17 protein-coding genes, 1 tRNA gene and 1 riboswitch are annotated in these 19,918 nt (G+C 64.3%); of the genes, 8 read left to right on the top strand and 10 right to left on the bottom strand.

Going from position 1 to position 19,918, the window contains the following annotated elements; genetic code table 11:
• Positions 1 to 23 precede the first annotated feature (23 nt).
• Positions 24 to 1,508, top strand: a complete 1,485-nt coding sequence (locus tag AAGA68_02305) for an alanine/glycine:cation symporter family protein (protein ID MEM9383864.1) — start codon at positions 24 to 26, stop codon at positions 1,506 to 1,508.
• A gap of 75 nt (positions 1,509 to 1,583) precedes the next feature.
• On the opposite strand, the gene AAGA68_02300 is transcribed toward AAGA68_02305, so the two are convergent.
• Positions 1,584 to 3,212, bottom strand: a complete 1,629-nt coding sequence (locus AAGA68_02300) for a hypothetical protein (protein MEM9383863.1) — start codon at positions 3,210 to 3,212, stop codon at positions 1,584 to 1,586.
• Positions 3,213 to 3,293: 81 nt separating this feature from the next.
• Positions 3,294 to 4,256: an AraC family transcriptional regulator gene (locus AAGA68_02295; protein MEM9383862.1), complete on the bottom strand. Its 963-nt coding sequence runs from the start codon at positions 4,254 to 4,256 to the stop codon at positions 3,294 to 3,296.
• 393 nt (positions 4,257 to 4,649) lie between these two features.
• On the opposite strand from AAGA68_02295, the gene AAGA68_02290 reads away from it, so the two are divergent.
• The 3 genes from AAGA68_02290 to AAGA68_02280 are packed head-to-tail and all read left to right on the top strand — an operon-like array spanning position 4,650 to position 7,457.
• A complete protein-coding gene (locus tag AAGA68_02290) occupies positions 4,650 to 5,516 on the top strand; it encodes a radical SAM protein (protein MEM9383861.1) in 867 nt (288 codons plus the stop codon).
• Between the two features lie 17 nt (positions 5,517 to 5,533).
• On the top strand, positions 5,534 to 6,259 hold the full coding sequence (locus tag AAGA68_02285) for a hypothetical protein (GenBank protein ID MEM9383860.1): 726 nt from the start codon (positions 5,534 to 5,536) through the stop codon (positions 6,257 to 6,259).
• Positions 6,249 to 7,457, top strand: a complete 1,209-nt coding sequence (locus tag AAGA68_02280) for a hypothetical protein (protein ID MEM9383859.1) — start codon at positions 6,249 to 6,251, stop codon at positions 7,455 to 7,457. The genes AAGA68_02285 and AAGA68_02280 overlap by 11 nt, the downstream gene beginning before the upstream one ends.
• A gap of 32 nt (positions 7,458 to 7,489) precedes the next feature.
• Here AAGA68_02280 and AAGA68_02275 read toward each other — a convergent pair whose 3' ends face one another.
• Entirely contained in the window at positions 7,490 to 7,930 is a 441-nt protein-coding gene (locus AAGA68_02275) for a DUF6491 family protein (GenBank protein MEM9383858.1), read from the bottom strand.
• A gap of 373 nt (positions 7,931 to 8,303) precedes the next feature.
• Between AAGA68_02275 and AAGA68_02270 the strand changes: the two genes are divergently transcribed.
• A complete protein-coding gene (locus AAGA68_02270; protein MEM9383857.1) occupies positions 8,304 to 8,462 on the top strand; it encodes a hypothetical protein in 159 nt (52 codons plus the stop codon).
• A 206-nt stretch (positions 8,463 to 8,668) separates the two neighbouring features.
• Here the strand turns inward: AAGA68_02270 and AAGA68_02265 are convergent, their stop codons facing one another.
• From AAGA68_02265 to AAGA68_02250, 4 genes are all read right to left on the bottom strand, one after another.
• A complete protein-coding gene (locus AAGA68_02265) occupies positions 8,669 to 10,072 on the bottom strand; it encodes a hypothetical protein (GenBank protein ID MEM9383856.1) in 1,404 nt (467 codons plus the stop codon).
• The gene (locus tag AAGA68_02260; GenBank protein ID MEM9383855.1) at positions 10,069 to 10,719 is read right to left on the bottom strand and encodes an ATP-binding cassette domain-containing protein; all 651 of its coding nucleotides are present in this window, start codon (positions 10,717 to 10,719) and stop codon (positions 10,069 to 10,071) included. The genes AAGA68_02265 and AAGA68_02260 overlap by 4 nt, the downstream gene beginning before the upstream one ends.
• A 285-nt stretch (positions 10,720 to 11,004) precedes the next feature.
• A complete protein-coding gene (locus tag AAGA68_02255) occupies positions 11,005 to 11,733 on the bottom strand; it encodes a hypothetical protein (GenBank protein ID MEM9383854.1) in 729 nt (242 codons plus the stop codon).
• A gap of 155 nt (positions 11,734 to 11,888) precedes the next feature.
• A complete protein-coding gene (locus AAGA68_02250; protein MEM9383853.1) occupies positions 11,889 to 12,098 on the bottom strand; it encodes a hypothetical protein in 210 nt (69 codons plus the stop codon).
• Positions 12,060 to 12,145, top strand: a riboswitch (cyclic di-GMP riboswitch). It overlaps the preceding gene by 39 nt.
• Positions 12,146 to 12,291: 146 nt before the next feature.
• Between AAGA68_02250 and AAGA68_02245 the strand changes: the two genes are divergently transcribed.
• A complete protein-coding gene (locus AAGA68_02245; GenBank protein ID MEM9383852.1) occupies positions 12,292 to 14,868 on the top strand; it encodes a carboxypeptidase-like regulatory domain-containing protein in 2,577 nt (858 codons plus the stop codon).
• A 113-nt stretch (positions 14,869 to 14,981) separates the two neighbouring features.
• On the opposite strand, the gene AAGA68_02240 is transcribed toward AAGA68_02245, so the two are convergent.
• Together AAGA68_02240 and AAGA68_02235 are read right to left on the bottom strand one after the other, a co-directional pair.
• Positions 14,982 to 15,368, bottom strand: a complete 387-nt coding sequence (locus AAGA68_02240) for a hypothetical protein (GenBank protein ID MEM9383851.1) — start codon at positions 15,366 to 15,368, stop codon at positions 14,982 to 14,984.
• A gap of 116 nt (positions 15,369 to 15,484) precedes the next feature.
• Positions 15,485 to 16,036: an ECF-type sigma factor gene (locus tag AAGA68_02235; protein ID MEM9383850.1), complete on the bottom strand. Its 552-nt coding sequence runs from the start codon at positions 16,034 to 16,036 to the stop codon at positions 15,485 to 15,487.
• Positions 16,037 to 16,208: 172 nt separating this feature from the next.
• On the opposite strand from AAGA68_02235, the gene AAGA68_02230 reads away from it, so the two are divergent.
• Positions 16,209 to 18,605, top strand: a complete 2,397-nt coding sequence (locus AAGA68_02230) for a serine/threonine-protein kinase (protein ID MEM9383849.1) — start codon at positions 16,209 to 16,211, stop codon at positions 18,603 to 18,605.
• Positions 18,606 to 19,017: 412 nt separating this feature from the next.
• Here AAGA68_02230 and AAGA68_02225 read toward each other — a convergent pair.
• Positions 19,018 to 19,094: transfer RNA gene (locus AAGA68_02225), tRNA-Met, on the bottom strand.
• 514 nt (positions 19,095 to 19,608) lie between these two features.
• Here AAGA68_02225 and AAGA68_02220 point away from each other — a divergent pair.
• Complete coding sequence (locus AAGA68_02220; GenBank protein ID MEM9383848.1) at positions 19,609 to 19,821, top strand: hypothetical protein; 213 nt, start codon at positions 19,609 to 19,611, stop codon at positions 19,819 to 19,821.
• Positions 19,822 to 19,918 lie beyond the last annotated feature (97 nt).

Below are 19,918 nucleotides of genomic sequence, written 5' to 3'. Positions count from 1 at the left end.
CACCGGACGGAAGCGCAGCGCCTATGGATTCCCTCGTCAGCACTCTCAACGGCTTCATCTGGAGCCCCGCACTCATCTACCTTCTCTTGGGTGCCGGCCTGTTCTACTCGGTGCTGACACGCTTTGTCCAAGTTCGCTTGCTGGGCGAGATGTTGCGCTTGCTGTTCAGCGGCAAGGGCTCGGACAGCGGCATCTCCTCCTTCCAAGCCCTCTCAGTTTCCCTCTCCGGACGCGTCGGCACCGGCAACATCGCCGGCGTGGCCGCCGCCATCGGCTTCGGCGGTCCGGGCGCCGTGTTCTGGATGTGGATCGTGGCCTTCCTCGGCGCCTCGACCGCCTACGTAGAGTCCACCCTCGGCCAGATCTACAAGGAAGTGGACGAGGGCGAGTACCGCGGCGGGCCGGCGTACTACATCGAGAAAGCCATGGGCCAGGCCTGGTACGGCTGGGCCTTTGCGCTGATCACCTTGCTGTCTTGCGGCTTCCTGCTGCCGGGGGTGCAGTCGAACGCCATCGGAGAGGCGATGGAAGTAGCCGTAGGCACGGGCGGTACGATCGATACCTTCTTCGGCCCTGTCGGCGTCACCAAACTCATCACGGCGACGGTCCTTGTCTCACTGCTTGGCATCGTCATCTTCGGCGGTGTGAAGCGCATCGCTAAGGTCACCCAAGTGGTGGTACCGCTGATGGCGCTAGCGTACGTCATCAGCGCTGTGATCATCGTTGCACTGAACATCGGCAAGGTGCCCCAGATCCTTGGCATGATCGTGGGAGACGCCTTCACGCCCATGGCCGGCTTCGGGGCTGCCATCGGCTGGGGGGTCAAGCGCGGCGTTTATTCGAATGAGGCTGGCCAGGGCACGGGCCCGCATGCCGCTGCTGCGTCTGAGGTTGAACATCCGGCACAGCAGGGGCTGGTACAGGCCTTCTCCGTGTATATAGATACCCTGTTCGTCTGCACGGCCACCGCGTTGATGATCCTGATCACCGGCGCCTACAACGTGAGCAATCCAGACGGCGGCTTTCTGGTGCAGAACCTCTCGCCGATGGTCGAGGCAAACAGCTCCGCCTTCACACAGTACGCGGTGGAAAGCATGCTGCCTGGCCTTGGCAAGCCGTTCGTTGCTGTGGCCTTGTTCTTCTTCGCCTTCACCACGATGCTCGCCTACTACTACATCGCCGAGACAAATGTGGCCTACATTCGCCGCACGATTCGCATCCCGGGTGAGCTGCTCGTGCTCAAGCTGGTGCTGATGGGGGCGGTGTTCTACGGCACCATCCGCACGGCCACACTGGCCTGGGCTATGGGAGATCTCGGCGTGGGTCTGATGGCGTGGCTGAACGTAGTCGGCATCCTGATTATCTTCTTTATCGGCAAGCCGTCATTGATGGCACTGAAGGATTACGAGCGCCAGCGGCGCGAAGGCGCCACGACCTACAGCTTCGATCCCAAGAGCCTAGGGATTCGCAAGGCGCACTTCTGGGAGGACCGTTGGCGCAAGCGCTAGGCAAACGCGCTGCAGGATTATCGACTCAAGCCAGGCGGCCTGCCGAATCGCAGGCCACCCATCTTTTTCGATAGCCTAAGGTAAGTTATCTTCCGCCAGACTCTGAGTGAGCGTGATCAATCCCTCCACCCAGGGTAGAGCGATTCCCTGAAGCACGGGATCGAGCAACCAGTCTTGCGCCAGATCCTCCCCAACCACTCCATCCACGCGGGGCAACACGCGGTTGCGCAGTCGCGCGTTGGCCAGCAGGTAGCGCTGCGCATCCACCAGCCCTCGTACCTGGGTCAGCAGGGCGCAAAGTCGCTCCTTGCGTGGGGCCGCGGGCTCGAGATACGCCTCGTCGGGGAAGCCGGCGAGCAGATCGCAGACAGAAGCTACGCGCGCGGCGGGGGAGGGATCCGTACCGCGGACCACGTGCACCACGCCCACGCCCGTGAGCATCAGTTCCGCAAACCCGTCTGCGTCTAAATCCCCTACCGGCAGGGCGTCGAAGCCGAGCTGATCGCCAGAGACGCTTCCGGTCATGCTGCGGATCAGACTCTGATCACGTCCAGAGTAGAGGTAGCCCTTGCCACCCTGTACAACCGCGCCCACGCTGTGGGTATAGGCGGCGAGAAACAGATCCGAGTGACCATCGCCATCGATATCGCCGACCGTGCGGCCGATACCAAATCCGTCGTTGGCAAACTCTGCGTCGTACACCTGCAGGCGCGTGCCGTCAGCGCCAGAGAACACGTAGGCGCGGCCGTCGAGCCCTCCCAGAGCACTGTCGCTGAAGTCTCCCACGTAGGCATCGACGACGCCGTCCGCGTTCACATCGCCAGCGCGGTGCGCGAAGAACCACCCAAGGGAGCCAGCTGTCTCCAGACCTTCTAGTTCGAAGAGCGTCGAGCCATCGGCGCCGGAAAGAAGGTAGGCGAGGCCCGTGTTGCTGTCGCCGCCGGCCAGGGCACCCACCACCTGATCCGGTATGCCGTCGCCGGAGATGTCGGCCCCAAGCCCGGAGACACCGCTGCCGAAGTTATCGCCGGAGACCTCGCCTTGGACCTGCCAGAGGATGGCCCCGTCCGCACCGGACACGATGGCGACCTCGCCCTCTCCCCCGCTGCCACCGCCGATGGCGCCCACGATCACATCGTCGACGCCATCGCCGTTAAGATCGCCGGCGAGGTTGATGTCGTAGGCGAATACGGAGCCCGGCACGCCGTTCAGGTCGATGAGGATCTCGTGGGTGGCACCGGACACGATAAGTAAGCGGCCGAAGGCTTGCACACCGTCAGCGAAGGGCCCCCCGGTGGCGTAGTCAGGCACGCCGTCACCATTCACATCGCCCAAGCCGACCACGGAGAAGCCAAGGCCATCTCCCGGATTGCCTTCGATCGCATTGAGCAGCTCGCCGCTGGCACCGGAGTAGACGTAGACCTTTCCGCTGAATGCTCCGCCCGGGAAACCGGGCGCGCCGATGATGTAGTCAGGCCGCAGGTCGCCGTCGAGATCGCCGAGGGCCTCAGCGACAAAACCGAAGCTGTCGAGCGGATTCTCCTCAAAAAGCGTGGTCAAGACCTCTACGCCAGGCTCCACGAACGGCTGAGCCGCGGCGCTCGGCAACAGCAGTGGCAACACCGCTAGCGTTCCCAGGGTCGACACCACGCGCATTGCGATACCCGGGGGCTGAGCTCCGTCAGTCGAGGTTGGTTTGGACATGCGAATCTCCTTCGTTGGCTGTGGTATGGCTCAGCGCCCACCATCGGCCATTGCGTCGGCTGCGCGTGGGCGCAGCGGCGATTATTCGAAGGAGCTGCTCGGATCAGCTATCAGATTCTTGCGCAGTTGCGCGACCAACGAGCCGCTAGCGCGGCGACGAAAGCGCGAGGGCGACATGGCGAAGGCGGTGCGAAAGCGTGCGCCAAAGTGGCTGTGGCTGGAGTATCCGAGCTCCAGAGCGATGGCAGTCAAGGGCGCAGTGGTGTCGGTGAGCCACTGCAGGGCACTGCGCAAGCGCAGCTGATCTCGGTAGCGATGGAGGGAGGTGCCGAAGCAGCTACTGAAGGTCCTGCATAGGTGATACTCAGAGCAGGAAAGCTGCTCAGCCAGCGTAGACAGGTTCGCCGGCGTGGCGTACTGCAGCGCCAGCAAGCGGCGCGCAGCGTTGGCCAGCTCGACGCGCGCTCGCGGCCGCGACCGTGCAACGCGAGCGCCCCGCCCCGGCACCTCGGGAGGAACCCGTTGCACCACCTTGGCCAGCACTCGCAGGGCGAGCTCATCCACCAGCAACAGATCCGGCTGCGGTGTGCCATCGAGATAAGTGACCAGCTGGCGCTGAAGCAGGTACGTCCGTCGATCGGCGAATGCGTGGTTGGTGTGGAAGGGGCGCTCCACGCGCTCGAGCACACTCGGGTCCCGCCGTGCCATGACCTCCACCACCGTGGCGTCCCCAAAGGCGAACCACTCGCAGCGGTCCCCTTCTTGTGAATTGGCCTCGCGACGGTACTCCTGACGGTCGTTGTACAGCACGGCAGTGTTCGGATCGGCGACTAAGGGCCGCGCGCCGGTCTGCTCAATGATGACGCTCGTGCGGGGGAACACCACTAGATTTCCGTTGTTCACGGCGCCCCCGTGGAAGGCGGGGTGGCCCAGGGGACAGCGGAACTTCCCGATCGCCAGCAGCGGGCTGCGGTAGATGCGCCGCTCCGGTGCCAGGTATCGCTCGGGATCAGCAGGATCATTGCCGGGCGGGCAGCTGGGCATAGTACTCACGCATGAGATGTCCGGTTTATTCGACCTGTGGTGCGCGCGGAGATTCCCCAAGCACGCACCCGATCCAAGAGCGTCCCAGCGAATGCCGTTTGCTGCAATGCAGAAAACTGCCTACCCAACGCCACCTAGGGCAGTGGTGCTAAGGGCCCGCAATCACCAATGTCTCTGTTAGGCAAACTAATTTTTTCGATAGCTTCACCGACCTCTGGCGCCGCGCGCGACCACCCCAGCACACGATTGGGACAGGCATCCCAACCGCGCCCAAAGTGGCCATTCGATGCAAGCGGGAGCATTGGCAATCCCGTTTAGAGGTTGGCTATAGTCGGCGGGAGATGCCGGCTAGACGCCGAGCAAAAATAATAAGTTAAATTCAAGGAAGAACAGATGTCGGCCACGGAAGCGCAAGCTGCAGTAGGGATCGAGCATCAGGCCACCTCCCAGGTCTACGCCCCAGAGGAGAATCCGTACCGCACTGTGATGGTGGACATAACCCACCGCTGCAACATGGAATGCCGCAACTGCTACATCCCAAACCGGCACATCCCAGACATGGACGCCGACTGGCTGATCGACACCATCTCACGCTTCCCACGACGCACGCACATCCGCCTGGTAGGCGCCGAACCCACCGTGCGTAAGGACCTGCCAGAGTTAATCCGCCGCGTACGCGATGCAGGCCACTTGCCGATGATCCTCTCCAACGGCTTGAAGCTCGCCAACCGCCAGTACGTGCGCAAGCTCAAGGAGGCCGGGTTACGTACGGTGTACCTCTCCTTCAACGGTGGCTTCGACGACGACGCCTACGATGCTATCGACGACCTTCGCTGCGCTAAGCGAAAAGCCGCAGCGCTCGACAGCCTGTGCGCTGAGAACATGTACATCTCACTTGGGGTGATCCTGGCCCGTGAGGTGAACGAACACGTGATCGGTCCAGTCTTTCGCGCCGCGGCCGCGCGCCGAGCGGTGCGTGAGCTGCACCTACGCTCCATCGGGCCGATCGGCCGCTACATGGAAAGCCCTCCCCTGCAGATGGCAGAGATGGTCGACCGGCTCGTACTGCACACAAGCCTCGACCGCTCACTGGTCGGCGACTATGAAGGCCAGGGTCACATCGACTTCGCGGTCGACGGCCTTCGGATGCAGATCACCCAGTGGCCTGATCTGGAGAGCGCGACGCGCGGTCGCCTGGCGCCGGACGGCACCCTGCAGCCTGCCTTCGAGCACGTGCTCGTCAATGAAGGCGGCTACTGAGCCTCGGAAGGTCGGCGATGACTAGCGGCGTCAGCGTCGAGCTTGGCGAGGACACGAGCGCACTGCTCGTGGTGTTCTCAGGCCTCGCCCAGCGCTGGGGCATGGGCGGGCACGAGTTTGCCGGCACCGCAAACCGCTTGCGCTACAGCCGTATCCTCTGCCGCGATGTGCACGATCGGGCCTACCTTGAAGGCTTCGACTCCTCGACGCCCTGCCTAGACGCCGCTCTCGATTGGCTACACGGGCAGATCGAGCGCCTCGCCCCCAAGCGCACGCTGTTCATCGGTAACTCCGTCGGCGCTTTCGCTGCCCTGCTCTACGGACACCTGCTCGGCGCCGATACGGTGCAGGCTTTTGCCCCGATCACATGCCTCACGCAAGACTACGCCGAGCGCCACCGCGAGCTCGACGAGGAAAAGCGTGCCTGGTACCAGCAACTCTGGTCACTGCCCACTACGGCACAGGACAACTTCGACCTCGCCCAGGTGCTGGCCACTCACAATGGGCACACGCACTACCATGTACATCACTGCACCGGCTGCGCTAGCGACCGGTACGCCGCTAACCACCTAGCGCAGACAACAGGTGTGCACCTACACCAACACGACTGCCACAACCACCTCGTCTCGCGTCATCTCGCCCGACGCGGGCTGCTGTTCAAGTTGCTACGACCGGAGAATCAGGATGCGGTACGGACACTGCTCGAAGACCTCGACACGCAGGGCCAACGAGATGCTGGGTAAGCGCGCGGCGCGCGCGATCTCGGTGGCGCTCATGTTGGCGATCGCCCCTGCGGGATGGCTTGGCGCTCAGGAGTGCGACACCCCCTTCGAGCAGGTGTCTGAAGACGGCTTCGGGGATAGCAACAACCGCTACGCTTGGAGCATGGCCGTGTTCGGCAATCACCTCTACGTGGGCACACTGAACCGCCTGGCAGGCGCCCAGATCTGGCGCTACGACGGTAGCGTGTGGGAGCGAGTGGTCACCGACGGCCTCGGCAGCGTCGAGAACGAGGGCGTGCGCAACCTCGCCGTCTGCCGTGGCGCCCTTTACGCGGGCACGGACAACCTTACGGAAGGTGCCCAGCTGTGGCGCAGCGCCGACGGGGTGACGTGGAACGTGGCCGCCGATGGCGGCATCGGCGACCCCACCGTGCGCAGTGTGCGCTCCCTAACCTGCGCCACCTTTAGCGACGTTGAGTACCTCTACTTCGGCGCCCAAGACACGGAGGGGGGCGCCAAGCTGTTTCGAACGCGCGAGCAGGGTATCCAGCCCCTAGTGCTGAACGGCTTCGGGGATGCGCGCAATGATTCCATTCACGAGATGGAGTTCTTTCAGGGCGCTCTGTACGCGGGCACACGCAACGCCGCCGACGGGCTACAGATCTGGCGCACCTTCGATGGTGTGAGCTTCAGCGCCGTGGTCGGCCCCACGGCTAACACGCCGGGCGGCTTCGACTACGAAAGTACAGGCGCAGTAGTCGATCTGCACACCTTCCAGGACCAACTCTACGTGGGCACGATCAACGCCTTCAACGGGTTCGGCGTCTGGCGCTCACCGAACGGCGAGCAGTGGGAGAAGATCGGCGCCGATGGCTTCGGGGTGCCGGGCAATGACTACTCCTGGCGCTATATCACCTACGAAGATCAGCTCTGGCTCGGCACCCTGAACGCGTTCTCGTTCTTTGGCTTCTCAACGGGTGCGGGCGTGTGGCGCAGTGCGGACGGGCAGCAGTGGGAAGAGCTCGTCGGCAGTCCTCGTGCCACTTACCTGGGCTGGGGCTTTGGCGATAGCGCAAACATTGGCACCCGCTCACTCGCTGAGTTTCAGGGGCAACTCTACTTAGGCACCGCCCAGGACTCGCGCCCATTCGCGCCGCGCATGGGCTTGGAGGTGTGGCGCTGGCGTAGTGGGCAGGAGTGCGCGCCGACCGCGGACTAGGTCCGTGCGCAACTGGGGTATTACGCCCTCGCTCAGAGAGAGGCGATCACCGCGTCTACATCCTCGTCCTCGAGGGCGTAGAGCGCGTCGGGGAAACAGGTGATCGTGTTGCCGACGCTGCCCCGGTTGGCAAAACCGATCGCATCCCGCCGCGGATCGAAGCGGGACGAACGCTGCCTCAACACGATGATGCTGTCTCGACGCAGGCCAACGCAGGACTTCGCCAACACCAGCAGATGGGGGCGACGGCGAACATCCATCAAGATCATGCGTTGATTGAGGGGCTTGAAGTTGCGCACGTGATCCCAACGCACGTGGTCGACGGGCTGCGCGTGGGCAGGCACGTACACCATCTCTTGGCGTCGTGCGTAGTCGCTTCCGGTCGTCCCGCAAGCCGAAAGCAAGGTCACCACCGCGAGCGCCCCTAGCAGGGTGCAGCCGCGCCGAAGACGTCGTGGGATAAGCAAGCACATGGCACAACCTGAGCCGAAGTAGGACATCGATGCTAGGACGCGACTCGCCGCTAATGCCACTTGAACCTCACTAACTGAGAACTGGGCCTCAGATCGCCAAATCCTCGTGCACCGCAACCAACCGTAAGCCCCTGATCCCACTGAAAGCCACGCCATAGTTGATGCACCGCGATGCGGCGCCCAGTGAATTTTTTCATCAGGTAGTGCGCTCAGTAGTGGCAACGATTGCGCCTTGCGCTGCGGCATGTGCGTGTGGCGACTTGGCTGGGCATCCTGCCGCTATCCAACCGACTGCGACGCCCTGTCGAACACCTGTATGGAGTCGTGCCGGCGTGATTCTGCATAGATCTGAAGCGGCAAGGCATCCGACCCTGTGCGCACCGCGGCCACCAACGCCGTGACCGCTGCCTGCCGCGATCACCTGCATAGGCTCGAGGGTACTGGCCAGCGCTTTGCTGGTGGCCTGCGCCTGCGCGATCGCCCCTTCCGAGGGCCAGCGCTGCCCCGATACCTCACCGATAAGATCTCCTAGCGCCCCGCAGCTCTCTTTGAGGTCCGCACGAGCATCCGCGTAAGCGCCTCAAACGCCATCGATACGAAATGTTAGCTTTCTGATGGCAGAAGCACGCTCCGATGCATGGAGAGCCCTCGACTGCGAATCGGGTTTTGCGGCGGCGTTGCTGCTGGCACGGGTAGCGTGGCGAGCGGACTGGTGGCTCGGCTCCTAGAGGCGACGCGTCAAGCGGAGGCGAAGTAAGCGTACCAGACGATCAGCAACAGGAGTCGAGCTGTCACGGCACCCCGGGTGAGCACGGCCCCGAGCAGGGAGAACGTTGCCACCCCCACAGCGATTGCCGCCATCTGCGCCAGGAGATGAGTTGATCCGGTGAGCGCTGCACTTAGGGCCGAAGGCAGCTGGAGCAGCGCCCCGAGCAGCACGGCGGCGGCCAGGAAAGCCAAGCGCCCACCCTGCTGCGCCATCAGAGTGGTGCGAAGAAATGCAGGAAGATCGCCCCCCTCCCAGCGAGCCGCGGCGGCGGACAGAGGGAATATCAACAGCAGGAACAGCGCTGGCCCAACCACCTCACGATAGGGCAAGCCCCAGCCCGCGAGGGCCAAGCCGACCATGGCGCCGGCCAGCCATCGCGGACGCAGCAGCAAATTCAGATGGCTCGCGAAGAGGTGGCCGGAGCCAAGCGTCACCCGGCGTGCCGCAACGTAGGTCACATCCCGCCGCGGTGTGTCCTCGATGCGGGCAGGCTTTTGCGCTGACGCGCGCAAGTGATGCGGTGCCATGAGCGACCCGGCCAGTACCGCGATCGAGGCGGCCACGCCGAGCCAGATCAGCCGGGACACGACGAAGGGAATTGCCAGCGTACCGCGCAGGGCATCGAACTCGATCAGCTGTGCCGTAGGCGGACCGCCCCCCACCGTAAGGTCCGTGACCGGCACGTCCACCGCCTTCACTACCGGATAGATCATACCGAAGGGATCGGTTAGGGGAGACGGTGCCTCGATGGCCCCGGAAGCGGCGACCAGGGTGACCGGCAGCGCCAGACTCAAGATCCAGTAGAAGAAGAACGTCACATCGCCGCCCCAGCCCCGCGTGAAGGGCAGTGCCCCTAGCACCGCTCGTACGCTCGCCGTCAGGGCCACTGCGGGCCCCGCCGTCAGCCACAGGCAAGCGGCCATCGAGGCAAAGTCCGGCAGCAACGACAGCACCTGTGCCTCAGCGCGCAGGAACATCAGAATGGTACCAGCCAAGGTGAGAGCGACGAGTAAGAGCCACAGGGCTGCCGTATCCGCCAGCCAACCACCTAGGGCGAGCGCCACACGGGAGTGCGCCAGCGTATCGGTCACCTGCCAGGGACGGCGCCGGGTCGGACCTACACGCAGGAGTATGTAGGCGAGCGGCGTCAGTACCGTAGCTGTGATCATACCGAGCTCGAAACCCAGCACAGGGGGCGTCAGGATCGGGGCCGCGCCATTGACCAGCAGAACCGAGTAGGCGGACTCGTGGACCGGCACCATGAAGTGAGCCGCGATCGGCGTGGCCAGGGCGACGTACAGGAGGGCAGGACTGCGGCGATAGCGCACGAAGTCAGTGAGCAGCGCGCTGCTCAATACCGCAAGGGACTTCACGAACAAGGCCGCAGGGAGCGCTCGGTCACTACGTATGCCGCGAGGGGCACGCTGTCAAAGTGAGCGCGCAGATGAGTCGTTAGCAGCACCACCGTGTGCTCCGCACGCGCAGCTACAAGGCTTGCCACCTGGGCTGCCGTCTCCCCATCCAGCTCTGCCGTGGGCTCGTCTAGGACGAGCAGTTCCGGTGCCCCCAAAAACGCCTGGGCTAGCACCAAACGACGGCGCATGCCTCCGGAGAACGCCATGATGCGCTTGCTCGCATCAGCACCTAAGGCGAGCTGCTCGAGCAGGCCGAGGCTGTGCGAGCCCGCCCGCCCGAGTCCTTTGAGCGCCGCCATGTGCGAGAGGAACTCGAGCGCCGTTAGGTCGAGCGGTAGGTCCACGCTCTGCGGCGCATAGCCAAGCACACGCCGTAGGGCCTTGCGGCTACGCGGCAGGGGTGTGCCATTCCAGCGCACGACGCCACTCGCCGCCCTCTCAGCCGTCGCGCACAGACGCAGCAAGGTGGACTTACCCACGCCGCTCGGTCCCGTGAGCAAGTGCACGCCGGCACCGAAGGTCTGGTGAATACCCTCGAACACGATTTGCTTCGCGTAGCGTTGGCCGATTCCGTCGAGTTCCAGCTTAGGCACGGTTCTGATCATCCGTCTTGATGGTCGTTTGCCAGGGTAGCCTGGCGCGCGCGGAGCCTGGCGCGATTCGCTCCTCGCCATCGCAACCCAGCCCTGGCACACCGAGCTTCCTACGTACGCGACCCAGGAGTCGGTCCCCGCTATGGCCGAGTTCACTCAATGAGGGCGATCGCTACCTGAGATACGTGGATGGCGACAAGCTCGCACGCTGCGGCATCGACGCCCAGGTCGCCGCGCGAGGCATTTTCGGCGCGAAGAAGAACACCGAAGAGCATGCTGAGGCTGTACCGGGCGCCGTCAGGAGGACGGCTCGGGCGGCCTGTCACCGGCGTAGCGCACGATGTCGCCATCTGACAGGACCCCGCGCACACCGCCGATCTGGGCCCGCTCGCTGACGAACACGCGAGCAGGCGCCTCGAAGAACAGCTCGCCCTTCACCTGACTTCCGGGCCCAACCACGATCGTCGGCTCCTCCGCCGACATCCCGCGATCGGGTTTCTCCACGCGAAGATCACCGCCGATCACACTCTGCTCGGCCAGCTCGATATCAGCGCTCACGGTGGTGACATCCCCCTCCACCTGCGCGGCGCGTAGGGAGACCCCGCCCGCCACGATATCCACGTCCCCCCCCACCTTGGCACCGGGCGCCAGGTCGATATCGCCGTTAACCAACTTGATCGACTTTTCAAGCTCCGCATCCTGGCCTAGGTCGATGTCGCCATTGACGCTCTTGATGCTGCGCGCGGTTGCCTTATCGCCGAGACTGACGGATCCGTTCACCGTGTTCGCGCTGCGCACGCTGGCACCGTCGTCAATGGTAATGTCGCCGTTGACTGTGGATGCATCGCCGTTCACTTGCGCATCCTCGCCGATGTCGATCGAGCCGTTTACCACCGCCGCACCGCGCGAGGACTCGTTGGGGCCGATGGCGATGGACTCGTTGATACCGACGTTGCAACCGGACAGGAGTAGCGCCGCGATCGCGGCTGCTGCCGGCGCCCGCACCCCGGTGACGAAAGCGTTCATAGCCAACTCTCCTTGGATCGATCCTGAGTCTGCGCCTGATCATATCAGGCCTCCCAAGGAGCGCGACGCAGGCGAGCACAACAACGCGGCGGACAAGGCGGAGCTGAGCGACCGCGCGCTACGGATAGGTCGCGAAGGCGCTGCATCGCGACAAGCTAGGTCGCCGTCACCTCCGCCCGGATTAGGTCAAGCGCGATGTGCGCTAGCGCACCGTTTTGATGCAGCTCGCTGTCGCGAACGTCCCATCCGTTGAAGGCGATCACATTCGAGCGGCGGACGGATAGCAATACTTCGAGGCGATCCGATGTGAGCGTATCGCCACAGCGCATCGAGAACGGCACACCTGTCGCGAGGCAGGGTCGCAAAGCCACCGGTCCCCACTTCGCGAGGTGGGGACAGCGGAGCTGCCGAAGGCGCCGAGCCTGTGAAATCCGCTCGAGCTCTCCGGGCTACCCGGTTCTCCCGCACTGTCGCGCACGACCCGAGCGAGCGTCCGCATCGTACGGATCTGAAGCGGACTATCCGTATCGATAACTATCTCTGTGGGGAGAACCTCGAATGACGCGACAACGTTTACTCGCACTGCTCACCTGCGCGCTTCTTGCGCTTGGGCTGAGCGCTTGCGGCGGTGGCTCGACGGGCGGTGGTGGCACCGGCGGCGGCAACACGGGCGGCGACACCGGCGGTGGCGGCGCAGGTGGTGACACCGGTGGCAGCGATACCGGTGGCGATGATGCCGGCGACGACACGGGCGGCGGCGATACGGGTGATGATTCCGTTGCGCAGACCGTCACCGTCAGTGGTGTGGTCACCGATGCGCCGATCGCCAACGCCATCGTCACCCTGACGGTGGACGGCCAGCAGTTCGAAGCGCCCACCCCTACCGACGCCAACGGCGCCTACACGGTGGAAATCTCGAGTACGGATCCAGATGCGCTGGTGCTGTGCGAAGCGGTCGACCCCAACGGCGCCGCCCGGTTCACTGCCCTGCTCGATGACTTCGAAGGCTTCCAGGAAGCGGCCAACGAGGAAGGCGTAGTGGAGGCGGTGGACATCACCAACGTCACTACTGCCCAGTTCGTGCTCGCGACGCAGCTCACCGACGACGGCCAAATCGACGACCTCGACGAGCTAGAGACGGCCGCTGAGATGGTTGACGCCGATGAACTCTTGGAGCTGTCTGCCGCCATCAAGGTGGTGGTCGAGGCCATCGAGGGAGTCACCCTGCCCGAGGGCATCGACGACACGCAGGCGCTCGCGGAAGCGATCGCCGAGGGCACTACCACCTTCGTGGAGGACCTCGAGGTCACCAACCCCGGCACGCTCGACGAGGCGGTGGACCTGGTGCTCACTGACGGCAACGCCACTGTCGCTTGGACCGAAGAGACCGTCCCGGGCGTCTACATGCCGAGTGATGACGACTCCGTCTTCGTGTTCTTCGCCGGCGGCCAAGGCCTACGCCAAGACTTCGGCTTCGACGACGATGGCGAACTCGACGACGACTTCGAGCGCGACGGCAACGACGCGCCAGAGGTTTGCCTACCGCCCCCTGACGGCGCGGCACCGCCGCCTGTCGAGGAAGATGACGGCGTTGATGAGGACGCATTAGACGACGGCACGGGCGATGGCTTCGACGACAGCGTCGAGAACGACGACGGCTCCGGCGTCGGTGAGGACGGCGTAGCACAAGACGATGCAGGTGTCGCTCCGGGCGAGGATCCCACCGGCGGGTCCGATACCGGTGAAGAGCAGTTCTGCGAAGGGTTCGAGGACGATCGTGACGTCGGCGACCGCGACGACTACGACGATTACTACGACGCCGTCCCTGCCGAGGACTTCACCTGGTCCATCAACGAGGCAGGTCAGCTGCGCATCGATTTCACTGAGGCCGACGGCACGGTCGAGTTTGAGCTAGTGACTCTGATTGCTGTCTCCGGCGATGTAGTCAAAGTGTCCGTAGAGCGCAGCGGCGATGACGAGCCTTCGGGCGAGGCGGAAGAAGAGGACGGCCCGCAGACCGACTCCGCCGTGTTCCTACGCTTCGCCGACATGGGCTTCGATACCGCCACCGTCCCAGGCACCTACACCATCTTTGAGGTGGAGTTCGAGGACGATGAGGCTGAAGAGAACGCTTTCGAAGACGACCATGAGGAAGCCCTCGTCTTCCTCGGCGACGGCAACGGCTACGAGCTCGACCTCGAGAGCGGCTTCCAGGACGGCGGCTTCACCTGGCGGGTCGACGATAGCGGCGTGCTGAACCTCGCCGAAGCCGACGGCGAGAACGCTACGATGACCCTCCTCGACCGTACCAGCACGGGCCTGCTCACAGTGCTCGTGGTGGCTACGGAACTGGAGGACGACGGCACCAGTTTCCGAGAGATATTTGTAGAGACCCTGCAGTACTCGGAAGAGATCGCTGAAGGCCCGCAGCCCGACGCCGCCAATACGGCAGCACTGGCTGGCAAGACCTACGCCCAGGTCGATGACCAGGAGATTGGCCTGTTCACGTTCGGTGCCGACGGCACCTTCACCGAGATCTTCGAACGCCGAGAGATCGGCGGCTACGACTTCGGTGAGGACGAAGGCCAGTGGATCATCGACGGCCAGGGCGTACTCAGCGTGAACTTCGAAGACGACGATGACGATGTCGCCAACGTTCTTGTGGTGGCAGGCCTCGGCGAGGATCAGATGACACTGCTGGTGGAACCCGACGAGCAGCGCTCCATCGTGGTCGATCGGGTGACGAGCTTCGACGAAGAGAACCTCCTAGGTTTGTGGATCGAGCAGACCCTCGCTGGCGAAGAAACGGCGATGATCCAGTTCGAGGGCGGCGGCTTCGGCGTATACGATATCCAGGGAGAGAACCCGACGGAGTTCGAGTGGGCCGTCGACGATGAAGGCACTTTGCACGTCTTCCCGATCGCCGGACCTGAGGACCCGGAGGGCATACTCACCGTGACCTTCTACAAGCTGGCCTCAAGCGATGAGAACATCCTGCGGGTGGTGCAGGTGTTCCGCGTAGACGGTGAGCTCGACCCGCAGCTTAGCGGCGGGCCGGACGAGGAGGATGAGGCCTTCGCCGACGAGCAGGCGCCGAATGTGCTCGTGAGCGTGACGCTCTCGCGCCTGCCCTAAGCGCTAGCGACAACACTCTCCAGTTGGGGGCGACCGCGTATGCGGCGCCCCCTTTTTCATTCATCCATGGAGGGCTGGCGCGCAAGGCGGCCACCGGCAGCGCCAAGAACGGCCTAAGCGAACCTAGTGGTCGCCCACTCCGGGGCGAATGCGGCGACGGCCAGGCCCACCGCGATGACCCCGAAGAAGGCGATTCCCACCGCTCGCTTGCGCACTTCAGGATGCACGATAAGGACTGCGGCTGCACCGGCATTGGAGACGATCCCCATTGCCACAACGGCCGCCGGAAACACACCGGCTTGAGCCGCCAAAGCGCCCGCCCCATACGCCACGAGGAGCGCGGAAATGGCCACGCCGTAAAGGCGATAGAGCAAAGCGGAGCCCGGACCCGCACCGGAGAGTTCATCCAGACGCTGGGGCGCGAGCAGCAGTAGCGGCGCCGCGACTACCACAGCGGTAACGGCTATCATCACGAGGAGTAGTAGCGTTAGTGGCGTCATGGCCCTTTCCCGTCGCCAACGGTGTGTTGGGCTGATGCCGGCACCAAGCGGAATGTTCAGGTGTTCCGGCCGCAGCGCTTGTGTAGCGTGCGTCGAGTGAACGCCCAGGTTGAGGATTACCGCAGCGCGTCCACCAACCAGGCGCGCGCCGCGCGCCAATGACGCTTGACAGTCGCCTCAGAAATCCCGAGCGCCGTACCGACTTCGTGGTTGGTAAGCCCGGCGAAGAATTTCACTTCCACCACCTGTGCGAGGGGCGGCGAGATCGTGGCGAGCTCCGACAGCGCCGCATCGACCGCCAACACCGACAAGGTCTCTTCCCCGTCTGTGAGGTGACTGGTAGCTAGGGTGATCTCCTGGCCATCACGCTTGCCCGCTCGCTGCCGGCGCGCTTCGTCCACGAGAATGCGCCGCATCATCGTCGCCGCCAGCGCTGCGAAGTGAGCACGGTCCTGCCAGTCCATCTGCTTGAGACCGAACATGCGGATAGCGCACTCGTTGACTAGCTCGGTTGGCTGCATGCCCTGGCGCTGGCGATCATGCCGCAACAGGTTGGCGGCGATCTTGCGCATCGGCTCGTAGGTGAGCCCAAAGAGCTTATCGCGCGACGCCACATCCCCTTCCATCCAGGCGTGGAGCAACTGGGTGAGATCCTCATCGAGATTCATTGCGTGCTGCGGCGATCGACCAAAAGGCAGAGTATACGTGGGCATCTGCGGCGGTGGCAGGCGCCAACGGGGCGTCCAGCGAGACTCCTTACAGCCGCAGCCCTCGAAGTGCACCCACCGGAAGAAATCGCCTAAGGTGCATTCGGTGATGTCGCCATGGACACGCAAGACTATGGAAAGAGAACTCCAAGCCAGGGCCCTGGCCCTTTTCCAAGAGGCCATCGCCCAACCCGATGGTACCCGCGAGCATTGGCTGGGCCTGCAGTGCGGCGATGACGCCCAGTTGCTGGCCACCGTGAGGCGCTTGCTCGCCGCAGATGCTGCCAATACCGACCGTCTGCGCACGGGCGGGGCCCTATCTGCCACGAGCGAGCCGATGCCGGAGCAGCTCGGGCCCTACCGCATCGTCGATACGCTCGGCGCGGGTGGAATGGGTATCGTTTATCGCGGTGAGCGTGACGACGGGGCCTTCGAGCGCACGGTGGCGATCAAGCTAATTGGCGCGGGGGCCAGCGCGTTCAGCGACGAGGCTCAGCGGCGCTTCGCCAACGAGCGCCAGATCCTAGCCCGAATGAACCATCCGAACGTGGCCCAACTGCTCGATGGTGGCACGGACCAGGGCCGCACCTTCCTAGTCATGGAGTACATCGACGGCGCGCTGCTGGTACACGACACCGAGCGCCCCCGCAACAGCACCGTGGCGCTGTTCGCCAAGGTCTGCGACGCCGTCGCCTTCGCCCACGACAACCTGGTGCTACACCGGGACATCAAGCCGGGCAACGTACTGGTGGACAAGAGCGGCGAACCCAAGCTCCTCGACTTCGGCGTAGCCAAGCTGAACCAGGCTATCGCCGGCGTCGGCACCCTCGATCTGACCGGCGCAGCTCAGGCACCGATGACGCTCACCTACAGCGCCCCGGAGCGCTTGCACGGCGATGCCGCCACCATCAGCACCGATGTGTACTCTCTGGGCGTTTACCTGTTCGAGCTGCTAAGTGGTGAGCGCGCCTTCGACCTGAGTGGCCTCACGCTCGCCCAGGCCCATCGGGAGGTCATCGAGGCAGATCTCGCGGGACGCTATGACGGGCCAAAGGACCTCGCGCAAATCATCGCGAGCGCCACGCACTCGGACCCGACGCGCCGCTACGCGTCAGCAGCCGCCCTCGCTGCTGATCTGCGCGCCTTCCTCGCGCGCAAACCGATCAGCGCACGTTCCGATGACTGGCGCTACCTAATCGGTCGCTTCGTGAGCCGCTATCGTGAGGGCGTGATCGCGGCGAGCCTTGCCTTGGCCGCACTCGTCGCCTCGCTCATCGCCACCAGCCAGGCGTATCTAGAGGCAGACCACCAAAGCCAGATCGCGCAACGCGAACGTGACACGGCGCAGGACACGGTCGACTTTCTAACGTCTCTACTCGCCGAAGCCAATCCCTGGGAGAGTGGTGAGCAAGAGCTAACCGTAAAGGACATCCTCGGCATCGCTTCCGAGCAGGTGCCGTCCATTTCCAGCCCCGTGGCCAGAGCCTACGTGGAGAGTGCCCTGAGCCGCGTGCACGATGGGCGGGGTGAGTACGCACAGGCGCTGACCTACGCACAAGCCGCCATCGATAAGCTCGAAGGCACCGGCGTGAGCGATGCTCGCAAGGCGCTCGCCTTCGCTTGGTACGGACTGGTGCTGCACAACAATGATCAGAATGCGCAGGCACGCGATGCCTTACGGGAGGCGCTGTCACTGACGGCGGATTTACCTGCGCGTGGCGGCTCCACGGCACTGGCCGCCTACGCCACTCTCGGCGCGGTCTACGAAGACCTCAACCAGGAGGAGCAGGCGGAAGCGCTCTACCACGAAGCGATCGACTTCTACGAGACAACGGCGCTCGACGACGGGCCACAGTTCGCGCAAGTACTCAACAACCTCGGTCGCCTACACCACAAGCGCAGCGAGCTCGAAACCGCCGCCGAGCTCTACGGCGAGGCCCTGAGTCATTTGACGGAGCGCCCTGTGCAGCGCGCGATCGGACTCGCCAATCTCGCCGGCGTGTACGGCGAACTCGAGCGCACGCAGGCGGCTCAGGAGATGTACCGCGAGTCGCTGACGGCGTTCGAAGCGTCAGTGGGCTTGGCGCACCCACAAGCGATCATCACCGGCACCGGCTTTGCGCACTTCCTAGTCAATGACGATCGCGTGCCTGAAGCCGAAACGCAGATCGCACTCACCCTAGCGCAGGCGGCGACCGCCCTCGCCCCCGATCACTTCATTACGGCGTACGTGCAGAACATCGCCGGCATCACCTACTGCACCGGCTCGAAACCGCAGCTGGGGCTCACCATGGCGGAGCGCTCGCTGGCGACCCGACGCCAGATCTTGCCTGAGGGGCATTGGACCATCGCCTCGGGCGAGAGCGTACTGGGGCTCTGCGCCGGGAGGACAGGGGACTACGAGCGGGCGGAGTCCCTATTGACGAGCGCTATCCAGCAGCTGAGCGAGTTGCGCGGGGCTGAGGATCGGGCGACCGTGCTGGCGAAGGCGCGGCTGGCGGATGTGCGGGCGGCGAGCGAGGGACGATAGACGCGCCCCACGCCAAGCCCTACCCAGATCAAGCAAGCGTCGCACCGTCGCACGGACGCCAGCACCAGAGCCCACGACGATGCCAGCTGCGACTCCCTACTGTTGCCGAGGACAGGAAAGTGCCCAACGGAAAATTTAGGCTATGACTGCGGATCCTCATCCGGTTGCAAGCTACGCGAACCTACGGGAGTGCTTAAGCGATCCCGTGCCGCCGGCTCTAGGTCAAGGAACCGCGGCCACGAGGGCCGCTGTCGAGGAAGCGGCCGACTGCAGCCAGGCGCCTGTCGAGAACCGCTGTGGCCCATCCGTGCTTACGAGCACCCCCGCCCGTGCGCAGACGCGGGTGGACGGGCGCCACAACCACCGCTCAGAAAGGGGGGAGCAGCGGCCGCCAGGGCTAGGTAGGGAAGGATGGTGGCTATGGGTGGACTTGAACCACCGACCTCAGCATTATGAGTGCCGCGCTCTAACCAGCTGAGCTACATAGCCACGCGCTCGCCGAAGCGAGCCCGCGATTCTGGCGCCACACCCACATCCTGTCAACGCCCCCGGCAAGGATTTTCGGCAGCTGCCAACGCCCTCGTGAGGGGTTGCAAGTCCAGGCCGCTGCCAAGGAATTCCCGCTTCGTGAACCCCTTGCCTTGCTGCTCCACAGCGAATCCGCCATACTCAGCAGGCTTTGGCGTGAGTACGCGCCGCCATAGGGATCCTTCATTGGACTCGCAACCTTCGCAGCCTTGCCGCCCCGAGCGGGAAGGCGCATCACAACACAGCGATACCCAAGCCATCACGCTGTGCAGTGGTGGCTGAACAGGCCCCACGAACCTCCTAGCAAAGGACCTCGAGGGGCTGCCAGCGGCGCCCTTCCGGATAGCCCCGGTCGGATCACCCGCGCGGGGCTTTTTTGTGCCCCTAGCCATCGCAGGACCGCGTTGCGGTTGAGCCCGCGAGGACCGAACGGCCTCGCCGCGTGCTCGAGCGTGTCGCCAAGGGAGGTACCAGCATGCTCACTCAGACCTTCATCGTCGCCGACCATGAACGCGGCGTGCTCTACGAGAACGGTCAGATCAAGGAAGTCCTTGGTCCGGGCACCTACCGCTACTTCGATCCACTCAAGCGCAAGCACGTGGAGACCTTCGACCATCGCCGCTCCGCCTTCGCGCGAGCGCTGACTCGCCGCCTAGCGCGGAGCCAGGGGAAGCCCCCGGTGCACTGACCCGGCGGGCCGGCCCGGATCCGCTGGCGAGAGCTAGCGACCGGGCTTAGGCCCGGCCCTCCTATCGTCAAACACTCGCCACCGCACCGCGACACGC

This window comes from Pseudomonadota bacterium (assembly GCA_039193195.1).
Lineage (GTDB): Bacteria > Pseudomonadota > Gammaproteobacteria > Steroidobacterales > JBCBZW01 > JBCBZW01.
The sequence above is the reverse complement of the archived record's forward strand: the minus strand, read 5'-3'. Positions and strand labels throughout refer to the sequence as shown.

What these genes read in the sequence shown, in the direction of transcription:
- AAGA68_02240 (MEM9383851.1), bottom strand. Translation starts at nt 15,368, where the DNA reads ATGACGCCACTAACGCTACTACTCCTCGTGATGATAGCCGTTACCGCT.
- AAGA68_02260 (MEM9383855.1), bottom strand. Translation starts at nt 10,719, where the DNA reads ATGATCAGAACCGTGCCTAAGCTGGAACTCGACGGAATCGGCCAACGC.
- AAGA68_02305 (MEM9383864.1), top strand. Translation starts at nt 24, where the DNA reads ATGGATTCCCTCGTCAGCACTCTCAACGGCTTCATCTGGAGCCCCGCA.
- AAGA68_02230 (MEM9383849.1), top strand. Translation starts at nt 16,209, where the DNA reads ATGGAAAGAGAACTCCAAGCCAGGGCCCTGGCCCTTTTCCAAGAGGCC.
- AAGA68_02235 (MEM9383850.1), bottom strand. Translation starts at nt 16,036, where the DNA reads ATGAATCTCGATGAGGATCTCACCCAGTTGCTCCACGCCTGGATGGAA.
- AAGA68_02255 (MEM9383854.1), bottom strand. Translation starts at nt 11,733, where the DNA reads ATGAACGCTTTCGTCACCGGGGTGCGGGCGCCGGCAGCAGCCGCGATC.
- AAGA68_02275 (MEM9383858.1), bottom strand. Translation starts at nt 7,930, where the DNA reads ATGTGCTTGCTTATCCCACGACGTCTTCGGCGCGGCTGCACCCTGCTA.
- AAGA68_02245 (MEM9383852.1), top strand. Translation starts at nt 12,292, where the DNA reads ATGACGCGACAACGTTTACTCGCACTGCTCACCTGCGCGCTTCTTGCG.
- AAGA68_02295 (MEM9383862.1), bottom strand. Translation starts at nt 4,256, where the DNA reads ATGCCCAGCTGCCCGCCCGGCAATGATCCTGCTGATCCCGAGCGATAC.
- AAGA68_02220 (MEM9383848.1), top strand. Translation starts at nt 19,609, where the DNA reads ATGCTCACTCAGACCTTCATCGTCGCCGACCATGAACGCGGCGTGCTC.
- AAGA68_02285 (MEM9383860.1), top strand. Translation starts at nt 5,534, where the DNA reads ATGACTAGCGGCGTCAGCGTCGAGCTTGGCGAGGACACGAGCGCACTG.
- AAGA68_02280 (MEM9383859.1), top strand. Translation starts at nt 6,249, where the DNA reads ATGCTGGGTAAGCGCGCGGCGCGCGCGATCTCGGTGGCGCTCATGTTG.
- AAGA68_02300 (MEM9383863.1), bottom strand. Translation starts at nt 3,212, where the DNA reads ATGTCCAAACCAACCTCGACTGACGGAGCTCAGCCCCCGGGTATCGCA.
- AAGA68_02290 (MEM9383861.1), top strand. Translation starts at nt 4,650, where the DNA reads ATGTCGGCCACGGAAGCGCAAGCTGCAGTAGGGATCGAGCATCAGGCC.